Origin of the sequence: Herbaspirillum sp. SJZ106, assembly GCF_006715495.1 — a bacterium.
Classification (GTDB): Bacteria; Pseudomonadota; Gammaproteobacteria; order Burkholderiales; family Burkholderiaceae_D; genus Herbaspirillum.
Map to the genome: position 1 here is coordinate 242558 of NZ_VFNI01000003.1, position 19559 is coordinate 262116.

The 19559-nt window shown below is 62.8% G+C and carries 19 protein-coding genes, 1 tRNA gene and 1 pseudogene; 12 read left to right on the top strand and 9 right to left on the bottom strand.

Features of this window, described 5'->3' with window-relative positions; genetic code table 11:
* Positions 1-2 precede the first annotated feature (2 nt).
* From FB598_RS10915 to ispB, 4 genes are all read right to left on the bottom strand, one after another.
* On the bottom strand, positions 3-1319 hold the full coding sequence (locus FB598_RS10915) for an HlyC/CorC family transporter (protein WP_141914651.1): 1317 nt from the start codon (positions 1317-1319) through the stop codon (positions 3-5).
* A 174-nt stretch (positions 1320-1493) separates the two neighbouring features.
* Positions 1494-3242 carry a tannase/feruloyl esterase family alpha/beta hydrolase gene (locus FB598_RS10920; protein WP_141914650.1) on the bottom strand — a complete coding sequence of 583 codons (1749 nt, stop codon included), beginning with the start codon at positions 3240-3242 and terminating at the stop codon, positions 1494-1496.
* A gap of 214 nt (positions 3243-3456) precedes the next feature.
* A tRNA-Pro gene (locus tag FB598_RS10925) sits at positions 3457-3533 on the bottom strand.
* 15 nt (positions 3534-3548) lie between these two features.
* Positions 3549-4538, bottom strand: coding sequence for an octaprenyl diphosphate synthase (ispB, locus tag FB598_RS10930; RefSeq protein WP_141914649.1), 990 nt, complete (start codon positions 4536-4538; stop codon positions 3549-3551).
* Positions 4539-4793: 255 nt separating this feature from the next.
* Between ispB and rplU the strand changes: the two genes are divergently transcribed.
* From rplU to proB, 4 genes are all read left to right on the top strand, one after another.
* Positions 4794-5105: a 50S ribosomal protein L21 gene (gene rplU / locus FB598_RS10935; RefSeq protein ID WP_007878066.1), complete on the top strand. Its 312-nt coding sequence runs from the start codon at positions 4794-4796 to the stop codon at positions 5103-5105.
* Between the two features lie 36 nt (positions 5106-5141).
* A complete protein-coding gene (gene rpmA, locus FB598_RS10940) occupies positions 5142-5399 on the top strand; it encodes a 50S ribosomal protein L27 (protein WP_141914648.1) in 258 nt (85 codons plus the stop codon).
* Between the two features lie 160 nt (positions 5400-5559).
* Positions 5560-6669, top strand: a complete 1110-nt coding sequence (gene obgE, locus FB598_RS10945) for a GTPase ObgE (RefSeq protein ID WP_141914647.1) — start codon at positions 5560-5562, stop codon at positions 6667-6669.
* Positions 6670-6757: 88 nt separating this feature from the next.
* Positions 6758-7876, top strand: coding sequence for a glutamate 5-kinase (gene proB, locus FB598_RS10950; protein WP_141914646.1), 1119 nt, complete (start codon positions 6758-6760; stop codon positions 7874-7876).
* An 81-nt stretch (positions 7877-7957) separates the two neighbouring features.
* Here the strand turns inward: proB and FB598_RS10955 are convergent, their stop codons facing one another.
* Together FB598_RS10955 and FB598_RS10960 are read right to left on the bottom strand one after the other, a co-directional pair.
* Positions 7958-8512: a CNP1-like family protein gene (locus tag FB598_RS10955; protein ID WP_370454668.1), complete on the bottom strand. Its 555-nt coding sequence runs from the start codon at positions 8510-8512 to the stop codon at positions 7958-7960.
* 5 nt (positions 8513-8517) lie between these two features.
* Positions 8518-9105 (bottom strand): RNA pyrophosphohydrolase, encoded by a 588-nt coding sequence (locus FB598_RS10960; RefSeq protein ID WP_255464006.1) that lies wholly within the window; start codon positions 9103-9105, stop codon positions 8518-8520.
* 228 nt (positions 9106-9333) lie between these two features.
* On the opposite strand from FB598_RS10960, the gene FB598_RS10965 reads away from it, so the two are divergent.
* Positions 9334-11061: a proline--tRNA ligase gene (locus FB598_RS10965; RefSeq protein ID WP_141914644.1), complete on the top strand. Its 1728-nt coding sequence runs from the start codon at positions 9334-9336 to the stop codon at positions 11059-11061.
* 114 nt (positions 11062-11175) lie between these two features.
* Here the strand turns inward: FB598_RS10965 and FB598_RS10970 are convergent, their stop codons facing one another.
* Complete coding sequence (locus FB598_RS10970) at positions 11176-11607, bottom strand: hypothetical protein (RefSeq protein WP_141914643.1); 432 nt, start codon at positions 11605-11607, stop codon at positions 11176-11178.
* A gap of 310 nt (positions 11608-11917) precedes the next feature.
* Here FB598_RS10970 and FB598_RS10975 point away from each other — a divergent pair.
* Positions 11918-12112, top strand: a pseudogene (locus tag FB598_RS10975) (alkaline phosphatase); the annotation flags it as partial.
* A gap of 135 nt (positions 12113-12247) precedes the next feature.
* Here the strand turns inward: FB598_RS10975 and FB598_RS10980 are convergent.
* Both FB598_RS10980 and ffh read right to left on the bottom strand, forming a co-directional pair.
* A complete protein-coding gene (locus FB598_RS10980; protein ID WP_141914641.1) occupies positions 12248-12706 on the bottom strand; it encodes an SWIB/MDM2 domain-containing protein in 459 nt (152 codons plus the stop codon).
* A gap of 376 nt (positions 12707-13082) precedes the next feature.
* Positions 13083-14450, bottom strand: coding sequence for a signal recognition particle protein (gene ffh, locus FB598_RS10985; RefSeq protein ID WP_141914640.1), 1368 nt, complete (start codon positions 14448-14450; stop codon positions 13083-13085).
* A 320-nt stretch (positions 14451-14770) separates the two neighbouring features.
* Between ffh and FB598_RS10990 the strand changes: the two genes are divergently transcribed.
* From FB598_RS10990 to ampD, 6 genes are all read left to right on the top strand, one after another.
* Positions 14771-15730, top strand: coding sequence for an ABC transporter substrate-binding protein (locus tag FB598_RS10990; protein ID WP_141914639.1), 960 nt, complete (start codon positions 14771-14773; stop codon positions 15728-15730).
* Between the two features lie 10 nt (positions 15731-15740).
* Entirely contained in the window at positions 15741-16562 is an 822-nt protein-coding gene (locus tag FB598_RS10995; protein ID WP_141914638.1) for an ABC transporter permease, read from the top strand.
* 9 nt (positions 16563-16571) lie between these two features.
* The gene (locus FB598_RS11000; RefSeq protein ID WP_370454673.1) at positions 16572-17375 is read left to right on the top strand and encodes an ABC transporter ATP-binding protein; all 804 of its coding nucleotides are present in this window, start codon (positions 16572-16574) and stop codon (positions 17373-17375) included.
* A gap of 190 nt (positions 17376-17565) precedes the next feature.
* Positions 17566-18378 (top strand): inner membrane protein YpjD, encoded by an 813-nt coding sequence (locus FB598_RS11005; protein ID WP_141914636.1) that lies wholly within the window; start codon positions 17566-17568, stop codon positions 18376-18378.
* Complete coding sequence (locus FB598_RS11010) at positions 18375-18659, top strand: PP0621 family protein (protein WP_141914635.1); 285 nt, start codon at positions 18375-18377, stop codon at positions 18657-18659. Before FB598_RS11005 ends, FB598_RS11010 begins: the two co-directional genes overlap by 4 nt.
* A gap of 3 nt (positions 18660-18662) precedes the next feature.
* Entirely contained in the window at positions 18663-19310 is a 648-nt protein-coding gene (ampD, locus tag FB598_RS11015) for a 1,6-anhydro-N-acetylmuramyl-L-alanine amidase AmpD (protein WP_141914634.1), read from the top strand.
* Positions 19311-19559 lie beyond the last annotated feature (249 nt).

Sequence of the window (19559 nt, forward strand, 5' to 3'; positions counted from 1 at the left end):
GATCAGCGCGCGACGGCGCCGTCCGCGTCGCCGTTTCCGGCGGCGTCCTGGGGCGGGGCGATCAGCTTGACCATGCGGATCGCCTGGTTCTGCACCTGCACGATCTCGATCACGCAGCCGGCGATCTTCAGGGAGACGTTGGCTTCCGGAATGTCCTGCAGGTATTCCAGCAGCAGGCCGTTGATGGTCTTGGGGCCGTCCAGCGGCAACTGCAGGCCCAGGCGCTTGTTGATGTCGCGCAGGGTGGTGCTGCCTTCGAGCAGGCAGGCGCCGTCCTTGTCCCAGCCGAAGCCTTCGGCCGAAGAGCCGGGCGAGGAGGTGGTGAATTCGCCGATCATCTCCTCGATGATGTCTTCCAGCGTCACCAGGCCCTGCACTTCGCCGTATTCGTCGACCACGATGCCCAGGCGCTCGTGGTTTTCCTGGAAGTACTGCAGTTGGGTGAAGACGTCGGTTTCTACCGGCACGTAATAGGGGGCGGACAGCAGTTCGCGGATGGCCTCGTGGGTGATCTCGTCCTCGCGGTTGAACAGCGACACCGCCTTGCGCACGTGCAGGATGCCGGCGATGTGGTTGATCTCGCCCTCGAACACCGGCAACTTGTTGTGGTAGCAGGTGGCCAACTGGCCCAGGATGTCTTCGATGGGTGCGGCCAGGTTCAGCGCCTCGACCTGGGCGCGCGGCGTCATCACGTCTTCCACCGAGATCTTTTCCAGGTCGAACAGGTTCAGCAGGATGCTCTTGTGCTTTTGCGGGATGAAGCTGCCGCCCTCCAGCACGATGGAGCGCAATTCCTCGGGCGAGATGCGCTGCTCGCGGGCGCGCGCGCCGGCCTTGATGCGCAGCAGCTTGAGCACGGCCGAGACGAACAGGTTGACGAACCAGACCAGCGGCTTGGCTACCCGCATCAACGGCTTCAGGATGAAGCTGGTGAACAGCGAAATGCGTTCCGGATAGGTGGCGCCGATCACCTTGGGCACGATCTCGGCGAAGATGATCAACAGGCCCGCCACGCAGGCGGTGGCGACAGTGATGACGCGCTGGTGGTTGCCGAAGGCGGAAATGGCGATGGCGGTCACCAGCGCGGTGGCCAGCGCGTTGATCGCGGTGTTGGCGATCAGCACCAGCGAGAGCAGGCGCTCAGTGCGGTCGAGCAGCCACAGGATGGTGATGGCGCGGCGGTTGCCCTGCTTGGCGAGGTGCCGCAGGCGATGGCGGTTGGCGGCCATCAGCGCCGTCTCGGTCATGGAAAAGAAGGCCGAGAGCAGTATCAGGACGAAGAGTGCAAGCAGTTGCACCCATATGGGTACGGATTCCAAACATCACCGTGAGGTTGGTTGCCCTTGTGGAAGGGAGGCGGCGGGCCCGCTGCATTGCTTTTGTTGCAATATCGGCGGGGCGGCCAGTGAGCGGCAAAGTCTAGACGATGGCCTGTATTACCGCAAGACAGCCGCTCTTGCCGGCGCGTCAGTGCCGCATGTGATTACCGCATTTCATTGCAATGTGCAGCGGAAACTGCTCGCCTCGTCGAGGCTGCCGCGGCCCTTGTATTGCGGCCAGGCCGGATACGTGCACAACGGCCGGGTTCGTCCGGGCACGCCGGCGGTGTCGGTGACGATGGGATCGGCGGGCGCGATGTCCCACTCTACCCAGTTCTCCAGCAAGGCCAGTGAATCCCAGGCGGCATTGAAGGCGGTGCCGAAGACATGGCCATAGCCGGCAATTTCATAGTAGCGGACGAAGCTGTCGACCCGGTTCCCGCCCATGGCCGTACGCAGCCGCTCCATGTATTGCCGCGTGGCTTGCGTGCTGACCAGGGCGTCCGCGGTGCCGTGGGCGATGAGGATCTTGCCGCCCCTGGCCTGGAAGGCGGACAGGTCGGTGCGGTTGGCGTCCTGCAGGCCGTTGAGCTGCACAATGCGGGCCTGCCAGGGGCCGGGATTCCGGCCGTCCAGTTTGGCCCAGTCGTAGCCGCTGTCGCGCGTTACGAAATACCGCACCCACTGGTCCCAGAAGGTACTGTGATAGGGCGGGCTGCCGTTGGCGCTTACCGCCGGCATGGGGCTGGCCGGTTGCAGGGTGCCCAGGCCCAGTGTCAGGATCGTGGATTGAACGCCGGCGCCGCCGGTGCCCCAGTTCGTGCCCCAGGTATTGAAGCCGGGATAAGTGCTCTCGCCGCTGGCCAGCGTGTAGCCGAGTTGCAGCGGGGTGCTGATCACCTTGAAGGCGTCGATCTGGACATCGGACAGGCAGTTGTCGCCGCCATGGCCGCCGTCGGGGCAGCGCAGAGGCGTGCCATTGAGCGTTGCCGTGGCGGGATCGAAGGCGGCATTGCAGGCGTCGACGTTGCTGATGACGCCGTCGGGCGCACCGTCGAGGCCGTCGCAGGCGGCCATGGCGGCGTCATACAGCCGCTTGCGCTGCGCCGGGGACGGATAGGCGCCGGGGCGCGCCAGCGCCTGGGTGATGCGGCCGAACTGCAGGTTCAGCGCCACCGCATTCCAGGCCGGATACAGGGCGATCACGCCATTGAAGTCGTCAGGCCAGTTGCCCGCCGCCAGCAAGGCCTCGCGGCCGCCCGTGGAACCGCCGGCGAAATAGGTCTTGCCCGGTTTGGCGCCATAGCGGGCGGCGATGAGATGGAGTGCAGCGTCGTGGGTTTTCTTGATGGCGTCGCCGGCGAAGTTGCGCAGCGCCTCGTCGTTGAGGCCGAACGAGCCGTCGCGCGAGGTGGTGGCGTTGGCCTGGTGCCCGCTGTCGCTGCTGAAGGTGGCGTAGCCGCGGCCCAGCGGCGTGGGGCGGTCGATCGGGCCGGCGGGTAGATTGCCGGCGGGGTCGGGAATGGTGCCGTTGTAACCGCCGCCGCCCAGCATCAGGGCGCGGCCGTTCCATTGCGCGGGCAGGTCGAGCTGGAAGCGGATGGCGGGCGCGGCGGGATCCACCGGCGCAATTTCGCCCAGCACCTTGCAATAGACGCCGATGGCCTTGGCGCCGTCGCCCGCCGCGGCGACCGTCTCGGCACGGATGACGCGCGCGCCGCCGGTGGGCAGCCCGATGGCCTGGGCCGGAACGGTCATGGCATTGAGGTCGGCGCAGGTTTTCTGGTGGGCGCCGGCATAGGGTTGGCCGGGCGCGGCGACGGTGCCGCAGCCGGCGAGTGCGCCCAAAAGGGCCAGACCCGGGGCGATGGCGGCGAACCGCCCAAGATGCGGGCGCTGCCGATGTGAATGCTGGTCAGGCATTGCTTGTCTCCTGTTTTCTCGCTATTTGAAGAATGCGGGCGCGCGGATGGGACGCTTTGTTATCGTCTTGATCGGGCGTCTGGCCGGCGGGCGGATCATCATAGCGCACATAGCGCAGTCGCCGGGGGAGGGCGAGGCGGGTGGGGGGAGGCGCAAACCAAAGGCAAAAACGAAAAAGCCGGATCATCCAAGAGAATGATCCGGCTTCATATTCTGGTCGGGGTGAGAGGATTCGAACCTCCGGCCTCTACGTCCCGAACGTAGCGCTCTACCAGGCTAAGCTACACCCCGTCGAGTGGATGCGTATCAGTGATTACGATCTACCGCGAAAGCCGATAATTCTATCAGGGATTTTTTGAATTGGCTATCCGGAAGTGGGGTGATCGCCTGTGCCGCGCGCCGGGCTGCGATTTCCGCCTGCTCGCGGGTATACGCCAGCGCGCCGGAGTGGGTGATGGCGGCCAGCACCTGGTCGAAGCGCTGTTCGTCGCCGTTCTCGATACAGGTGCGCACCAGTTCCCGTTCCGCGGGGGAGCCATGTTGCATCAGCCAGATCAGCGGCAGGGTGGGTTTGCCTTCGCGCAGGTCGTCGCCGACGTTCTTGCCGATTTCCTCGCTGTTGCCGGAGTAGTCCAGCACGTCGTCGATCAGCTGGAACGCGGTGCCGATGGAGCGGCCGTATTCGCCGGCGGCTTCGATGCCGGCTTCATCGGCGCCGGCGATCAGGGCGCCGATCTGGCTGGCGGCTTCGAACAGTTTGGCGGTTTTGGAGCGGATCACCTGCAGGTAGCCGGCTTCGTCCACGTCCGGGTTGTGCATATTGAGCAACTGCAGCACTTCGCCTTCGGCGATGACGTTGGTGGCGTCGGCTACGATCTCCATCACGCGCGGGTTGCCCACGGCGACCATCATCTGGAAGGCGCGCGAGTACAGGAAGTCGCCCACCAGCACCGAGGCGGCATTGCCGAACAGGGCGTTGGCGGTCTGCTTGCCGCGGCGCAGCGACGATTCGTCGACTACGTCGTCATGCAGCAGGGTGGCGGTGTGGATGAATTCGATGACTGCCGCCAGCGAATGGTGGTGTTCGCCCTTGTAGCCGAAGGCGTTGGCCATGAGCAACACCAGCACCGGGCGCAGGCGCTTGCCGCCGGCGCCGATGATGTATTCGGCGACCTGGTTGACCAGCGGCACCTCGGAATACAGTTGCCGGCGGATGACGGCATTGACTGCCTCCATGTCGGCGACGATCGGTTGCAGGATGGTTTGTTGCGAGGCGGTATGTACGGCGGCGGACAAGGGGAAACCTGTGGAAAATGGTTATTCGCGAGATTATACGATGACAACGGCCCCCGACGCCAAAGGCCGTGGCGGCGGCGGCATCTTGCCCAAATGGAAATTATCTTGCCGGAAACTGTGTTGCGCAGCGGTCGCGCAAGGCGCCTATCGTTTTGACCGGGCAGCTAAGTCTATGTATAATTGGAGGTTTTCCTGATTGTCCGGCTATTTTGGCGCAGGGGAAAATCGTTCATTAATCATTCGATGAGGTTTCACATGTACGCGGTCATAAAAACCGGCGGCAAACAATACAAAGTTGCTGCTGGCGAAAAACTTAAAGTAGAACAGATACCGGCAGACATTGGCTCCCAAATCACTTTGGATCAAGTGCTCGCAGTGGGCGCAGGCGATACCGTCAAATTTGGCGCGCCTTTGGTCGAGGGTGCAACGGTGCTGGTTACTGTCATAGCGCAAGGTCGCCACGATAAGGTCAAGATCTTCAAGATGCGTCGTCGTAAGCATTACCAGAAGCGTCAAGGCCATCGTCAGAACTACACCGAACTGCAAATCGTCTCGATCAACGCTTAATTGCGCAGGTCGAACTTAGATACAAGGAGTCATTAAATGGCACACAAAAAAGGCGGCGGCACTACGCGCAACGGCCGTGATTCAGAGTCGAAACGTCTTGGCGTGAAGGTCTACGGCGGTCAGGCCATCAACGCTGGCGGCATCATCGTGCGTCAACGCGGCACCCGCGTCCACGCTGGCGAAAACGTCGGCGTCGGCAAGGACCACACCCTGTTCGCCCTGAAGGACGGCAAGGTGAAGTTCGTTGTGAAGGGCCTGCAACAGCGCCAATACGCGACCGTCGTTCCGGCGTAAGCGTAATCAGCCATCCGGCTTTGCCGGAGTCAGGCACAAGAAAGGCTCTGCCGGTGGTGGAGCCTTTTTAGTTTTTTGAGCCGTCAACAAAGCGCCGAGTCTTTCGTGAAAGCGGATGGCATCGACGTTTTGTTCACGGCTCCATAGGGGTTGTAGAACCATGAAATTCATTGACGAAGCCAAAATTGAAGTTGTCGCCGGCGACGGCGGCAACGGTGTCGCCAGCTTCTGCCGCGAAAAGTTCCGTCCCTTCGGCGGACCCGATGGCGGCGACGGCGGCAAGGGCGGCAGCATCTGGGCCGTGGCCGACCGCAATGTCAACACGCTGATCGATTATCGCTACGCCAAGCTGCACCGCGCCGGTCGCGGCGAGAACGGCCGCGGTTCGGACTGCTACGGCAAGGGCGCCGACGACGTATTCCTGCGCATGCCGGTGGGCACGCTGATCATCGACAGCAATACCGGCGAGCATATCGCCGACCTGACCCATCACGAACAGACCGTGATGCTGGCCAAGGGCGGCGAAGGCGGCTGGGGCAACATCCACTTCAAGACCTCGACCAACCGCGCCCCGCGCCAGAAGACCGAGGGCAAGGAAGGCGAGCGCCGCGAATTGCGCCTGGAGCTGAAGGTGCTGGCCGACGTCGGCCTCCTGGGCATGCCCAATGCCGGCAAGTCGACCTTCATCACCGCGGTATCCAACGCCCGCCCCAAGATCGCCGACTATCCGTTTACCACGCTGCATCCCAACCTGGGCGTGGTGCGCGTGAGCCACGAGAAGAGCTTCGTGATCGCCGACATCCCCGGCCTGATCGAAGGCGCGGCCGACGGCGCCGGCCTGGGCGTGCAGTTCCTGCGCCACTTGCAGCGCACCGGTTTGCTGCTGCACATCGTCGACCTGGCGCCGTTCAACGACGAGGTCGATCCGGTCAAGGAAGCCAAGGCCATCGTCAAGGAGCTCAAGAAATACGACCAGTCGCTGTTCGACAAGCCGCGCTGGCTGGTCCTGAACAAGCTGGACGTGGTGCCCGAGGCCGAACGCGCCAAGCGCGTGAAGGATTTCGTCAAGCGTTTCGGCTGGAAGGGCCCGGTGTTCGAGATCTCGGCACTCAACCGCGACGGCTGCGAAGACCTGGTCAACGAGATCTACAGCTACCTGGAAACCAAGCGCGCCGAGGAGCATCGCGCCGAAGAGACGCAGATGACCGAGGAAGCGCGCGGCATTTCCAGCATCGATCCGGACGATCCGCGCTTCAAGGTCATCGACTGACGGATTGCCAGGGCCGCCTATGGGCGGCTGCGCAGCCGGAGCGTTCCGGCTATCATCTTCGCTTTCGGATTTTGCGTCTTAGAAGAATATGCAATCGGTCATTCAGAACGCCAAGCGGCTGATCATCAAGGTAGGCTCATCGCTGGTCACCAACGACGGCAAGGGGCTGGACGCCAACGCCATCGCCCGCTGGGCCGAGCAGATCGCGCAATTGCGCGGCCTCGGCAAGGAAGTGGTGCTGGTCAGTTCGGGCGCGGTGGCCGAAGGCATGCAGCGCCTCGGCTTCGACAAGCGCCCGACCGGCATCCACCACCTGCAGGCCTGCGCCGCCGTCGGCCAGATGGGCCTGGCGCAGATTTATGAAACCAGTTTCCGCAAGCACGACCTGCACACCGCCCAGGTGCTGCTGACGCATGCCGACCTGGCCGACCGCGAACGCTACCTGAACGCCCGCTCGACCTTGTTCGCCCTGCTGCAACTGGGCGTGGTGCCGGTCATCAACGAGAACGACACGGTGGTCACCGACGAAATCAAGTTCGGCGACAACGACACCCTGGGCGCCCTGGTGGCCAACCTGATCGAAGCCGACGCGCTGGTCATCCTGACCGACCAGCCCGGCCTGTTCACCGCCGATCCGCGCAAGGATCCGGCCGCTACCCTGATTTCCGAAGCGCGCGCCGGCGACCCGTCGCTGGAGCTGATCGCTGGCGGCACCGGCACCGGCATCGGCCGCGGCGGCATGCTGACCAAGATCCTGGCCGCCAAGCGCGCGGCGACTTCCGGCGCGCATACCGTGATCGCCTGGGGCCGCGAAGACAAGGTGCTCACGCGCCTGGCCGCCGGCGAAGCCATCGGCACCCAGCTCAACGCCGAGACCGCGCAGCTGACTGCGCGCAAGCAGTGGATGGCCGATCACCTGCAGACCGCAGGCCGTGTGGTGCTGGATGCGGGCGCGGTGCAGAAACTGACCTCGGAAGGCAAGTCGCTGCTGCCGATCGGCGTGGTGGAGGTGTCGGGGGAGTTCGGTCGCGGCGATGTCATCACCTGCGTCGACGAAAACGGCCGGCCCATTGCGCGCGGCATGAGCAATTACGCCAGTTCGGACGCGCGCCGCATCATTCGCCATGCCTCGTCGGAAATCCAGGCGATCCTGGGCTTCGTCGAAGAACCGGAGCTGGTGCACCGGGATAACATGGTGCTGCTGTAAGCGGAGTTGCTGTTTATTGTATAAATAATAAAAAAGCGCGGTCATGCCGCGCTTTTTTACGTTCAGGAGCCGGTTGCGCGGTCAGCGGCGCACCGGATCGATATATCGCTGTGTCTTCAGGCGCTCGATGATGTTCTTTACCTTGCCGTTGTCGGCCACCATCTTGCCTTCGCAGAAATAATCGCGGAACAGGGCGCCATCCACGCGGTTGGCCCCGACATCCTTGATCGGTTGCCATTTGTCGCGGCGCGAGCGCGACCATTTGCCGTCCGGGTGGCCGAAGGCATAGCTTTTCTTTTCCCAGGTTTCGCAGCGCATGCCTTCGTAGATGACGTTGACGGCTCCACCCTCGGTCTTGGTCACCACGGTATAGCGCACCACGTTGTCGGTGCCGACGGAGACCGACTTGAGGTCGACATAGGCTTTCATGGTGGCGTTCGGGCTCAGGTAGAACTCGGCGAGGTTTTGCTCCTGCGGCGTGGGCGGGAGCTGCACGGCGATTTCCTGCCAGGGCTTTTCTTCGTCGTCGAAATCCTCATCGAGGTTCTGGGCCAGCGCGCCGGCGCAGGCCGCCAGCAGGGAGCAGGCCAATACGGCGCGGCGGAGGAGGGCGGGCGATGCAAAGGAAAATGGCATAGGGGTCATTTAGTATTGGGGACGGGCGCGGCATCCTGCTGCAACGCTTGCTGGGGCTGCTGTTTTTGCGGGGCGGCGGTGCGATTGCCGCCTGGCTCGCCGCGGCGCTGGCCGTGCGAAGGGCGCGCCAGGAAGCGCGACAGCTCTTGCAGCGCCTGCTGGTAGACCTCGCGCTTGAATTCGATCACCACGTCCAGCGGAACCCAATAGTCGTGCCAGCGCCAGGCATCGAATTCGGGATGCGAAGTGCCGCGCAGGTTGACGTCGCAGTCGCGGCCGACCATGCGCAGCAGGAACCAGATCTGTTTCTGGCCGCGGTAATGCCCGCGCACTTCGCGCTTGATGAAATGGTCGGGGACTTCGTAGCGCAGCCAGTCGCGCGTGCGGCCGATGATCTTGACGTGTTCCGCGCGCAGGCCGATTTCTTCTTCCAGCTCGCGGAACATGGCTTGCTCGGGCGTCTCGCCATGCTTGATGCCGCCTTGCGGGAACTGCCACGAATGCTCGCGCACACGCTTGCCCCACCACACTTCGTTCTGGGCGTTAAGCAGAATGATGCCGACGTTCGGGCGGAAGCCTTCTCGATCCAGCATGGTGTACCTCAAAACTTTCTGCGGCTGGACGACCCTCTCAGGCGGACTCGTGCGACTGGGCGCGCGGCCGTAAATACCGACGCGGCAGGCGCGTCAGGAACGATTCCCCCGGCACGCGGATGTCATCGAAACAAGGACCAATTCTGCAAAGAGTGGGCGCATCAGCCAGCTAATCCTTTAAAATTACATCGATTATAACCCTCCTCTTTTTAAAAAGAACCGACCGTCATGCGCGCCTCACGTTTTTTTATTTCCACCTTGAAAGAAGCCCCTTCCGACGCTGAAATCGTCAGCCACAAGCTGATGATGCGGGCAGGGATGATCAAGCGACTCGGCGCCGGCATCTATACCTACATGCCGATGGGGTTGCGCGTGATCCGCAAGGTCGAGGCCATCGTGCGCGAGGAAATGAACCGCGCCGGCGGCGTCGAGTTGCTGATGCCGGTGGTGCAGCCGGCCGAGCTGTGGCAGGAAACGGGGCGTTGGAACAAGATGGGCGCCGAGCTGATGCGAGTGAAGGACCGGCATGGCCGCGACTTCGCCATCCAGCCGACCTCGGAAGAAGTGGTGACCGATGTCGCGCGCACCGAGCTGCGCAGCTACAAGCAGTTGCCGGTCAACTTCTATCACATCCAGACCAAGTTCCGCGACGAGCGCCGTCCGCGCTTCGGCCTGATGCGCGGACGCGAATTCACGATGAAGGATGCCTATTCCTTCGACCGCGACATGGATGGCCTGAAAAAGTCCTACCAGGCCATGTACGACGCCTACGTGCGCATCTTCACGCGTTTCGGCCTGGAGTTCCGCGCGGTGGCGGCCGACAACGGCGCCATCGGCGGCTCCGGCTCGCATGAGTTCCACGTCATCGCCGCCACCGGCGAGGATGCGCTGGTGTATTGCCCGACCTCCGATTACGCCGCCAACATGGAAGCGGCCGAGGCGCTGGCCGTCGACAGCGTGCGCCCCGCCGCCAAGGAAGAATTGAAAAAGACCCCCACGCCGGGCAAGGCCAAGTGCGAGGCGGTGGCCGAGCTGCTGGGCCTGCCGCTGCAGCGTACCGTCAAGTCCATCGTGCTGGCGGTGGACAATGAAGATCCGGCCAAGAAGGAAATCTGGCTGCTGCTGCTGCGCGGCGACCATGAGTTGAACGAGGTCAAGGCCAGCAAGATCCCCGGCCTGGGCGCCTATCGTTTCGCCAATGAAGGCGAGATCGTCGAATGGTTCGGCACGCCGCCGGGCTATCTGGGTCCGATCGGCGCCAAGAAGCCGCTCAAGGTGGTGGCCGACCGCAGCGTGGCCAACATGGCCGATTTCGTGTGCGGCGCCAACGAGGCGGACTTCCACTACACGGGCGCCAACTGGGGCCGCGACCTGCCGGAGCCGCAGGTGGCCGACATCCGCAACGTGGTCGAAGGCGACGCCTCGCCGGACGGCAAAGGCGTGCTGGCGATCCAGCGCGGCATCGAAGTGGGCCACGTGTTCCAGCTTGGCACCACCTATTCGGAATCGATGAAGGCCACTTACCTGGACGAAGCCGGCAAACCGCAACCGCTGGTGATGGGCTGCTACGGCATCGGCGTGACCCGCATCCTGGGCGCGGCCATCGAGCAGAACTTCGATGAGCGCGGCATCATCTGGCCGGCTGCCATCGCGCCGTTCCAGGTGGTGCTGTGCCCGATGGGCTACGACCGCAGTGAAGCAGTCAAGGCCGAGATCGACAAGCTCTACGCGCAGCTGAGCGCAGCCGGCGTGGACGTGGTGCTGGATGACCGCGGCGAGCGCCCGGGCGCGATGTTCGCTGACTGGGAGCTGATCGGCGTGCCGCATCGCATCGTGGTGGGCGAACGCGGCCTGAAGGACGGCAACATCGAATACCAGGGCCGTCGCGATACAGAGGCGACCCAGGTGCCGCTGGCCGATGCGCTGGCCTTCATCCAGGGCAAGCTGGCGTCCTGATCCACGGACACACCGCAGCAATGAAGAAAGGCGGATGCCATTGGTATCCGCCTTTCTTTTTTTGTGCATGCCGGCAAGCCGCGCCCTGCCGCTTATTTTTTGCTTATTTGCTGCTTATTTACTGGTATCCGGCTGGCCCGGGATGATGGTCACGGTTTCCCGGAAGATACCGCCTTCGCGCACGCTACCGTCGGCGATGCCGCCGCCGTTCATGCGCTTTTCACAATCGACGCGGTTGATCTGGGGCAAGCCCTCGCAGCGCTTCATGGCGTTTTCCTTCAGTTGCGCCGGGTCTGGATTGGTGAGGCCGCCGCGCGCGGCGGCATCTCTGGCGGCAGCGGCTTCGCGCAGACATGTTGCCTTGTCCTGATTGGACTTGCCATTGTTGCAGGCCGCTTTCTCGGCCTGGTACTGCGCATCTGCCTGCGCGCGGCCCTGGCCGGCGGCCAGGCTGCTGCCGGCCAGCAAGAGGCCGCAGGCGGCCAGGCCGATACAGGTGATATTGCGCAGGCTGGAAATGGATCGTGCGGATTGTGTGGATGTCATGTTATCGCCCCTTGAAGTGGTGACCGATGTTTTCTAGACCGAAAAGAAAATAGCAAAGTTCTGCGCGGATGGGCAAATCGTTTGGCAATGGCCATGCGCCGTCAGCGTTTGCGAGGTTCCGGCGCGGCCGTTGTCAGAAAAGCCCCGAAGAGATTCGCAAGGAGCCGCGATGAGGCATTGGCAGGCTTTGCGATTTCCTCGGTTTTTGCCGACGAGTTTCCTCCAGTCATGGATGCGTCACCAATCAAAACTGGCCTGGCCGCCTGTTTTGTGACGAACGGTAACGCATGCCGACATTGACCTGGAGTGAATGACCCTACGCATTTTGACGGCCGCCGCGCCGGTATTGTTATCGGCCGGCTGCAGCACCCTCCCTTCCCATCAGCAGGCGCCGCCGGCCAAGAACCAGATATTCTTTCCGGGCGACGGCATGGGCATCGCCACCATGACGGCGGCGCGTATTTACAAAGTAGGGGAAGAGGACGACCTCGCCATGGACACCCTGGCCGGGTATGAGGAGATCGAGTAGGGGGATCTGCTGGATTGACAGGCGGGGCTGGCGGCAGAAACAAAAACACCCGCAGCCTGCGGGTGTTTTTGTTTGCAATTACCTTGCAAACCGGTGCGGCTGGGCCAAGGATCAGCTCAGGTGCGCCGAAATCAGCTTGGTCATCTCGAACATGGTGACCTGCTTCTTGCCGCCGAAGATGGCCTTGAGCTTGTCGTCGGCATCGATGTTGCGCTTGTTCTCGGGGTTCTGCAGCTTGTGCTTCTTGATGTATTCCCACACCTTCTTGGTGACTTCGGTGCGCGGCAGCGGCTTGGCGCCGACCACTTCGCCCAGTGCGGCCGACGGGGTCAGCGGCTTCATGAAAGCGGCGTTGGGAGTGCGCTTTGCTGCGGGTTTCTTTGCCGCCGGCTTGGCTGCCGGTTTTGCTGCTGCCTTCTTGGGTGCTGCTTTCGGAGCTGCCTTTGCTGCCGGTTTGACGGCTGCCTTGGGCGCTGCAGCCTTGGCGGCTGGCTTCTTGGCGGCTGGTTTGGCTACGGTTTTTGCTGCTGGCTTCTTTGCTGCGGCTGCTGGTTTTTTTGCTGTGGCCATCTGAAAGACTCCTCGACAAGGAATGAGTTGGATGCGTCAATTACGCACCGCTAATAGTGGTGCGGTTTGAACCGCCATGCAAGTATTTTTTACGGGTTTTCCCCGTAAAACTGCGGGGAAACAACGGGCGCGCACGATTCGCCGTCAAGCCGCACCGGTAAAGGGCTTGCGGCGGATCGCCATGGGCTGCGAAAGACTGTTCTTTGCAAATGGGAAAGCATCATTGACCGATGCAAAACGGCGGGCTTGTGTTCCGTTTCCGATGGCCGGGAAAAACGGTTTTCTTGCCGCAAGCGGCGAAGGCGACAGTAGGGCGGGAAGAGGGGAAAACGGCCTGGCGGCGCTGCAAGCCGCCAGGAGAGCGGGTGCGGCGAACTCAGCGCATGCCGGGCAGCATGCCTTTCATGTTGCGCATCATCTTCATCATGCCGCCGCCCTTGAGCTTTTTCATCATCGATTGCATCTGCTCGAACTGCGACAACATGCGGTTGACCTCTTGCACCTGGACACCGGCGCCGGCGGCGATGCGGCGCTTGCGCGCGGCCTTGATCAGTTCAGGCTTGGCGCGCTCGGCCGGCGTCATCGAGTTGATGATACCTTCCATGCGGCGCACGTTCTTTTCCGCCTGGTCCATGTTGGCGTTGCCAGCGGCCTGTTGCATCTGGGCCGGCAGCTTGTCGAGCAGGCCGGACAGGCCGCCCATCTTTTTCATCTGCGAGAGCTGCGCCTTGAAGTCGTTGAGGTCGAACTTGCCGCCGCCCTTGATCTTGTTGGCCAGGCCTTCGGCAGCGGCCACGTCCACGCCTTTGCGCGCTTCTTCGACCAGCGCCAGGATGTCGCCCATGCCGAGGATGCGGTTGGCCATGCGCGAGGGATCGAAGGCTTCCAGTCCGTCCAGCTTCTCGGCCACGCCGGCGAACTTGATCGGTTTGCCCGTGATGTGGCGCACCGACAGCGCGGCGCCGCCGCGCGAATCGCCATCCAGCTTGGTCAGCACGATGCCGGTCAGCGGCAGGGCGTCGCTGAATGCCTTGGCGGTGTTGATGGCGTCCTGGCCCAGCATGGCGTCGACCACGAACAGGGTTTCGATGGGTTTGATGGCGGCGTGCACGGCGCGGATCTCGTCCATCATGGCCTGGTCGATGCCCAGGCGGCCGGCGGTGTCGACGATCAGCACTTCATGGTGGTGCTTCTTGGCGTAGTCCAGCGCGGCCAGGGCGATGTCGACCGGCTTGTCGCTGGTCTGGGTCGGGAAGAAGTCGGCGCCGGCCTGGCCGGTCACGGTTTCCAGCTGGCCGATCGCGGCCGGACGATAGACGTCGGCGGAGACGGTCAGGACTTTTTTCTTCTTGTTCTCGCGCAGGTACTTGGCCAGCTTGCCGACGGTGGTGGTCTTGCCGGCGCCTTGCAGGCCGGCCATCAGGATGATCGCCGGCGGCTGGGTGGCGAAGTTGAGCTGCGAGGCTTCCGGGCCGAGGTCGGCCCCCATCAGGCTGGCCAGCTCGCGCTGCACCACACCGACCAGGGCCTGGCCGGGGGTGAGCGAGCCGATCACTTCCTCGCCCAGCGATTTCTCCTTCACCTTGGCGATGAATTCGCGTACGGCGGGCAGGGCGACGTCGGCCTCCAGCAGGGCCAGGCGCACTTCGCGCAGCATCTCGGCAGTGTTCGATTCGGTCAGGCGCGCTTCGCCGCGCATGGTTTTGACGACTTTGGCGAGGCGTTGGGTCAGGTTGTCTAGCATGGTGGTATCTGCAAAAAGTGGGGCCGCCCGGTGGGCGGGGATGGGGCGGCGGCAGGCAACCGGGCATGGCGCCGCACCCGGTCCGGGCAATCTTGCATTTTAACCGATTGGCCCCGCCGCGCGCCCCGGCGCCGGGGCGCGCGGGAATTCCTCGGCCGCAGGTAGGGGATATTCACAGCTTGTACTGGGAGCCGACTTTGTGTATACATTTGGCCTGAATTTCCACGCGCAATAATAATCAAGCCCCAGGGCAAAGCATCGAGACCGCCGGAGCGCGCCGGCCAACGGAACAATAAGCAAACATAACGAGGAGAGTGGGAATGCAAAAGAAACTGATCGCAATGGCCCTGTTGGCAACCGCCGGTTTTGCGGCCTCCAGCCAGGCTGCCGACGAGGTGATCCGCCTGGGCAACCTGAAGTTCGCCCACTATGGCGCGGTGTCCTATATCAAGGAAATTGCCCCAAAATGCGGCATCAAGGTCGATGAAAAAGTCTTCGCCAAGGGCCCGGACGTGATGCAAGGCATCCTGGCCGGCGAGCTGGATGTGGGCACGACCGCCTCCGAAGCCGCCATTTCGGGCCGCGCCAACGGCGCTCCGATCTATGTGGTGGCCGGTTTCGCCAAGGGCGGCGCACGCCTGGTGGCGGGCAAGGATTCCGGCATCAAGTCGGTCAAGGATTTGAAAGGCAAGAAGGTCGGCGTGACCCGCGGCGGCATCCATGAAGTGCTGCTGGACGCTGAACTGGGCCAGAACGGCCTGACCGCCAAGGATGTGACCATCGTCTACCTGGCGTTTGCCGACCTCAACCAGGCGCTGCTGGGCAAGAACATCGACGCCATGATGCAGAGCGAGCCGCAGTCGTCGCAGGCGATCAACAAGGGCTTCGGCGTGGAAGTCATGAAGCCCTACGACACCCCGATCGGCGAGCCGTACCGCACCATGGTGATGACCGAGAAGTTCTACAAGGAAAAGCGCCCGCTGGCCGAGAAGTTCATGCGCTGCTTCCTGGAAGCGACCAAGACCTTCATCGACAAGCCGGAAGTGGCCGAGAAGTACGTGCGTGAAGTGATCTTCAAGAACCAGATCAGCAAGGAAGATTTCTACGACGCCATCGGCAACTCGCCTTATGCCTACGACATCACCGCCGAGCACATCCAGATCACCACCGACACCATGGCCAAGTACGGCACCGGCAAGATGGCCAAGCCGCCGGTGGCTGCGGATTGGGTGAAGACCGACCTGCTGGAGCAGGCCAAGAAGAGCATGAACCTCAAGTAAGGACGGCGTGATGGCAAAACAGAAGAACGGGGGCGTCCTGCAGGGCTTGCTGGTGCCGCTGATTGTGGTGGCGTTCTGGGAGGGGGCGTCCCGGGCCGGATGGATCAATCCCCAGATTCTGCCTTCGCCCTGGGCGGTGCTGCATAAGTGGTACGAGTATGCGACGCCGGCCCAGCCGTACGACCCGGCCGGCGGCAGCTGGCTGGCCTGGGCGTTTTCCGGCGAGCTGGTCATGGATGCCATCGGCAGCCTGTACCGCGTGGTGGCCGGCTTCCTGATCGGCGCCGGGCTGGCGCTGCCGCTGGGCCTGCTGATGGGGGCCAGCCAGCGTATTTACGGCCTGATGAACCTGACCGTGCAGGTGATCCGCCCGATCCCGCCGATTGCCTACATCCCGCTGGCGATCCTGTGGTTCGGGCTGGGCAATCCGCCGGCGCTGTTCCTGATCTCGCTGGGGGCGTTCTTCCCGGTGCTGATGAACACCATCGCCGGCGTGCGCCAGGTCGACGGCATCTACCTGCGCGCAGCGCGCAACCTCGGCGCCAGCCAGACCACGATGTTCCTGCGGGTGATGCTGCCGGCGGCCGTGCCCTACATCCTGTCGGGCGTGCGCATCGGCATCGGCACCGCCTTCATCGTGGTGATCGTGGCCGAGATGATCGCGGTCAGCAACGGCCTGGGTTTCCGCATCATGGAAGCGCGCGAGTATTTCTGGTCCGACAAGATCATCGCCGGCATGATCACCATCGGCCTCCTGGGCCTGGCGATCGACCTCGGCATGAGCCGCCTGAACAACTACATGCTGCGCTGGCACCGCGGGCTGGAGAACTGAACCATGAGCATGAACCCTTCTTCGCCCCAGATCAGGATCTCCGGCGTGCACAAGGTATTCAAGACCGACGACCGCGAAGTCGTGGCCTTGAAGGACATCAACCTCGACATTCCCGATGGCCAGTTCGTCTGCCTGCTGGGTCCCTCGGGCTGCGGCAAGTCGACGTTGCTGAACGCCATCGCCGGCTTTGCGCTGCCGTCTTCCGGCACTATCACCACCGGCGATAAGCTGGTGACCGAACCCGGCCCGGAGCGCGGTATGGTGTTCCAGGAATACGCGCTGTTCCCGTGGATGACGGTGGAGCAGAACGTCGCTTTCGGCCTGGAGATCAAAGGCACGCCCAAGGCCGAGATCACGGCGCGCGTGACCCAGTTGCTGGACAAGCTGGGGCTGGTCGATTTCCGCAGCCGTTTCCCCAAGGACTTGTCCGGCGGCATGCGCCAGCGGGTGGCGATCGCCCGCGTGCTGGCGCTGGATTCGCCCATCATGCTGATGGATGAGCCGTTCGGCGCGCTCGATGCGCTCACCCGTCGCAACCTGCAGGACGAGCTGCTGCGGATCTGGGACGAGTTCAAGAAGACCATCGTGTTCGTCACCCACAGCATCGAGGAGGCGATCTACCTGGCCGACCGCATCGTGGTCATGACCTATCGCCCCGGCACCATCAAGCGCGACATGGTGGTGACGCTGCCGCGCCTGCGCGATCCGGCCGATCCCGAGTTCAACGCCCTGAAGCGCGAACTCGGCCAATTGGTCATGGAGGAGCAGCAGCGCCACCACAATGCCGAGATGAAGGCGGCGGCGGTCGACTGATTCTTGCGCAACGGCATCCGGACACGGCAGGTTTTCCTGCCGTGTTTCGTTTGGGCGTGTAAAATGCGCTCCCCGTCCGCTATCCGGGGCGGGATTTGGATTCCGGGAATTCGTCTCTATATATAGAGGGTATGTTTTCCACGCCTGGCCGCGGGCAGGGGCGCGGCCTGACATGGTGTAAACTTAGCCGATGCAAACTTACTTTTTCATCCTGGCCGCGGTGCTGTACCTGGCATGCGCTTTCCTGCCTTCGGAGCGGCGCTTGCCGATTTCGCTGGGGATCGTGCTCGGCTGGATCCTGCATGGCGGCGCGTTGCTGTCGGACATGTTCGCGGCCGAGGCCATCCGGGTCGGGTTTGCCGTGATGCTGTCGGCCACGCTATGGATTTCGGTGGCCGCCTACTGGCTGGAAAACCGCAACTTCTCGCTCGACAGCATGCGGGTGCTGGTGTTGCCGGTGGCCGCGGTATCGGTGGTGCTGCCCAGCATTTTCCCGGGCAACATGATCGTATTGGCCGGCAAGTCGGATTGGTTCCTGGCGCATATCGCCGTCTCCATCCTGGCCTACAGCACGCTGACCATCGCCGCCTTCCATGCGGTGCTGATGGTACTGCAGGAGTCGCGCCTGCATACGCGTCCCGGCCCGGCCGCCAGGAACGGCTGGTTCGCGATGGCGCTGGACCGCCTGCCGGCGCTGCTGACGATGGAAAGACTGCTGTTTCGCCTGATCGGCTTCGGTTTCGTGCTGCTGACGCTGACCGTGCTGTCGGGCGTGGTATTTTCCGAGCAGTTGTTCGGGGCGCCGTTCCGCTGGGACCACAAGACGGTTTTCACCATGCTGTCCTGGCTGCTGTTCGGCCTGTTGCTGGCCGGTCGCCGCTGGCAGGGATGGCGCGGACGTACCGCGCTGTCCTTCACGCTGGCCGGTTTCGCTATTCTTCTATTGGCTTATGTGGGCAGCCGATTCGTGCTTGAAGTCGTGCTGCATCGGGTACTGACATGAAATATCTGATCTGGTTGGTGGTCTTGCTGGCCGTGGTGGTGTGGTTCCAGCGCGCCAAGAAGTCGATGCTGGCCGGCAGCGATGCCGCCGGCAAAGCTGCGGGCGAATCCGAAGCGCCGCACCCCAAGGCCAGGCGTTTTCGCCGTGGCGCCGACAGCGGCGCCGAAACCATGGTGCAGTGCGCGCATTGCGGCATCCATTTCCCCGTTTCCGAAGCGGTCACGCATGCCTCTGGCGCGCATTACTGCTGCGAAGAACACCGCCGCCTGGCCTCGTTCTGATCCATGGCGACTTCCCCTTCCGACGCCGGCGCATGGTTTATCGACGGCGACGGCTGGTGCAACATGGCCCGCCGCGAAGCTTCCCCGAACTGCGACGAACGCCCTGACGGCTGCATCGCCGACCTGCTGGTGATCCACAACATCAGCTTGCCGCCCGGGGAATTCGGCGGGCCTTATATCGCCGACCTGTTCTGCAACCGGCTCGACTATGAGGCCGATCCCTATTTCGACCAGTTGCGGCCGTTGCGGGTCTCGGCGCATTTCCTGATCCGGCGCGATGGCGAAGTGGTCCAGTTCGTGTCCGCCAATCGCCGGGCCTGGCATGCCGGGGTGTCGATGTTCGACGGACGCGAGCGCTGCAACGACTTTTCCATCGGCATCGAGCTCGAAGGCACCGATGCCGAACCCTTTGCCGAAGCCCAGTATCCGGCATTGGCCAGGCTCACTGCTGCGCTGCGGGAACGTTATGCGCTCACCGATGTGGCCGGACATGAGCATATCGCCCCGTTGCGCAAGACCGATCCCGGTCCGTTTTTCGATTGGGGGCGCTACTGGAATGCGCTTGAGGAAATAATTAACGGCGCGCAATTGCGCTTCCCTGCTGGCCCTGTCAAAAGTCAAGCTGCCGGGCCAGAAAAATTCGAGAAATAGCGGTTGCAACATCGAGATGCCGCTACTAGAATTAGTCTCAATCGTTCTTTTGGTACTAGATGTAGTGTTTTGGTAATCTCCAGTTGTATCCGGATTTGTCATTCGAAAATGGCCGTGCTTCAGAAGGTGAAAGGTTCGTGAGGCAGCAATAAAGTCCTACAACGTCTCGCGGTTCCTTCTTTTCCAACATCGGTCTACTCATTAATTCAGTTTCAAGCAGGTTTTGCGTCAGCATGAATATCCGCGCAA

Bases quoted from the DNA above. Each gene is read 5' to 3' on its own strand.
- FB598_RS10920 (WP_141914650.1), bottom strand. From the start codon at position 3,242: ATGCCTGACCAGCATTCACATCGGCAGCGCCCGCATCTTGGGCGGTTC.
- rplU (WP_007878066.1), top strand. From the start codon at position 4,794: ATGTACGCGGTCATAAAAACCGGCGGCAAACAATACAAAGTTGCTGCT.
- rpmA (WP_141914648.1), top strand. From the start codon at position 5,142: ATGGCACACAAAAAAGGCGGCGGCACTACGCGCAACGGCCGTGATTCA.
- obgE (WP_141914647.1), top strand. From the start codon at position 5,560: ATGAAATTCATTGACGAAGCCAAAATTGAAGTTGTCGCCGGCGACGGC.
- proB (WP_141914646.1), top strand. From the start codon at position 6,758: ATGCAATCGGTCATTCAGAACGCCAAGCGGCTGATCATCAAGGTAGGC.
- FB598_RS10955 (WP_370454668.1), bottom strand. From the start codon at position 8,512: ATGCCATTTTCCTTTGCATCGCCCGCCCTCCTCCGCCGCGCCGTATTG.
- FB598_RS10960 (WP_255464006.1), bottom strand. From the start codon at position 9,105: ATGCTGGATCGAGAAGGCTTCCGCCCGAACGTCGGCATCATTCTGCTT.
- FB598_RS10965 (WP_141914644.1), top strand. From the start codon at position 9,334: ATGCGCGCCTCACGTTTTTTTATTTCCACCTTGAAAGAAGCCCCTTCC.
- FB598_RS10970 (WP_141914643.1), bottom strand. From the start codon at position 11,607: ATGACATCCACACAATCCGCACGATCCATTTCCAGCCTGCGCAATATC.
- FB598_RS10980 (WP_141914641.1), bottom strand. From the start codon at position 12,706: ATGGCCACAGCAAAAAAACCAGCAGCCGCAGCAAAGAAGCCAGCAGCA.
- ffh (WP_141914640.1), bottom strand. From the start codon at position 14,450: ATGCTAGACAACCTGACCCAACGCCTCGCCAAAGTCGTCAAAACCATG.
- FB598_RS10990 (WP_141914639.1), top strand. From the start codon at position 14,771: ATGCAAAAGAAACTGATCGCAATGGCCCTGTTGGCAACCGCCGGTTTT.
- FB598_RS10995 (WP_141914638.1), top strand. From the start codon at position 15,741: ATGGCAAAACAGAAGAACGGGGGCGTCCTGCAGGGCTTGCTGGTGCCG.
- FB598_RS11000 (WP_370454673.1), top strand. From the start codon at position 16,572: ATGAACCCTTCTTCGCCCCAGATCAGGATCTCCGGCGTGCACAAGGTA.
- FB598_RS11005 (WP_141914636.1), top strand. From the start codon at position 17,566: ATGCAAACTTACTTTTTCATCCTGGCCGCGGTGCTGTACCTGGCATGC.
- FB598_RS11010 (WP_141914635.1), top strand. From the start codon at position 18,375: ATGAAATATCTGATCTGGTTGGTGGTCTTGCTGGCCGTGGTGGTGTGG.
- ampD (WP_141914634.1), top strand. From the start codon at position 18,663: ATGGCGACTTCCCCTTCCGACGCCGGCGCATGGTTTATCGACGGCGAC.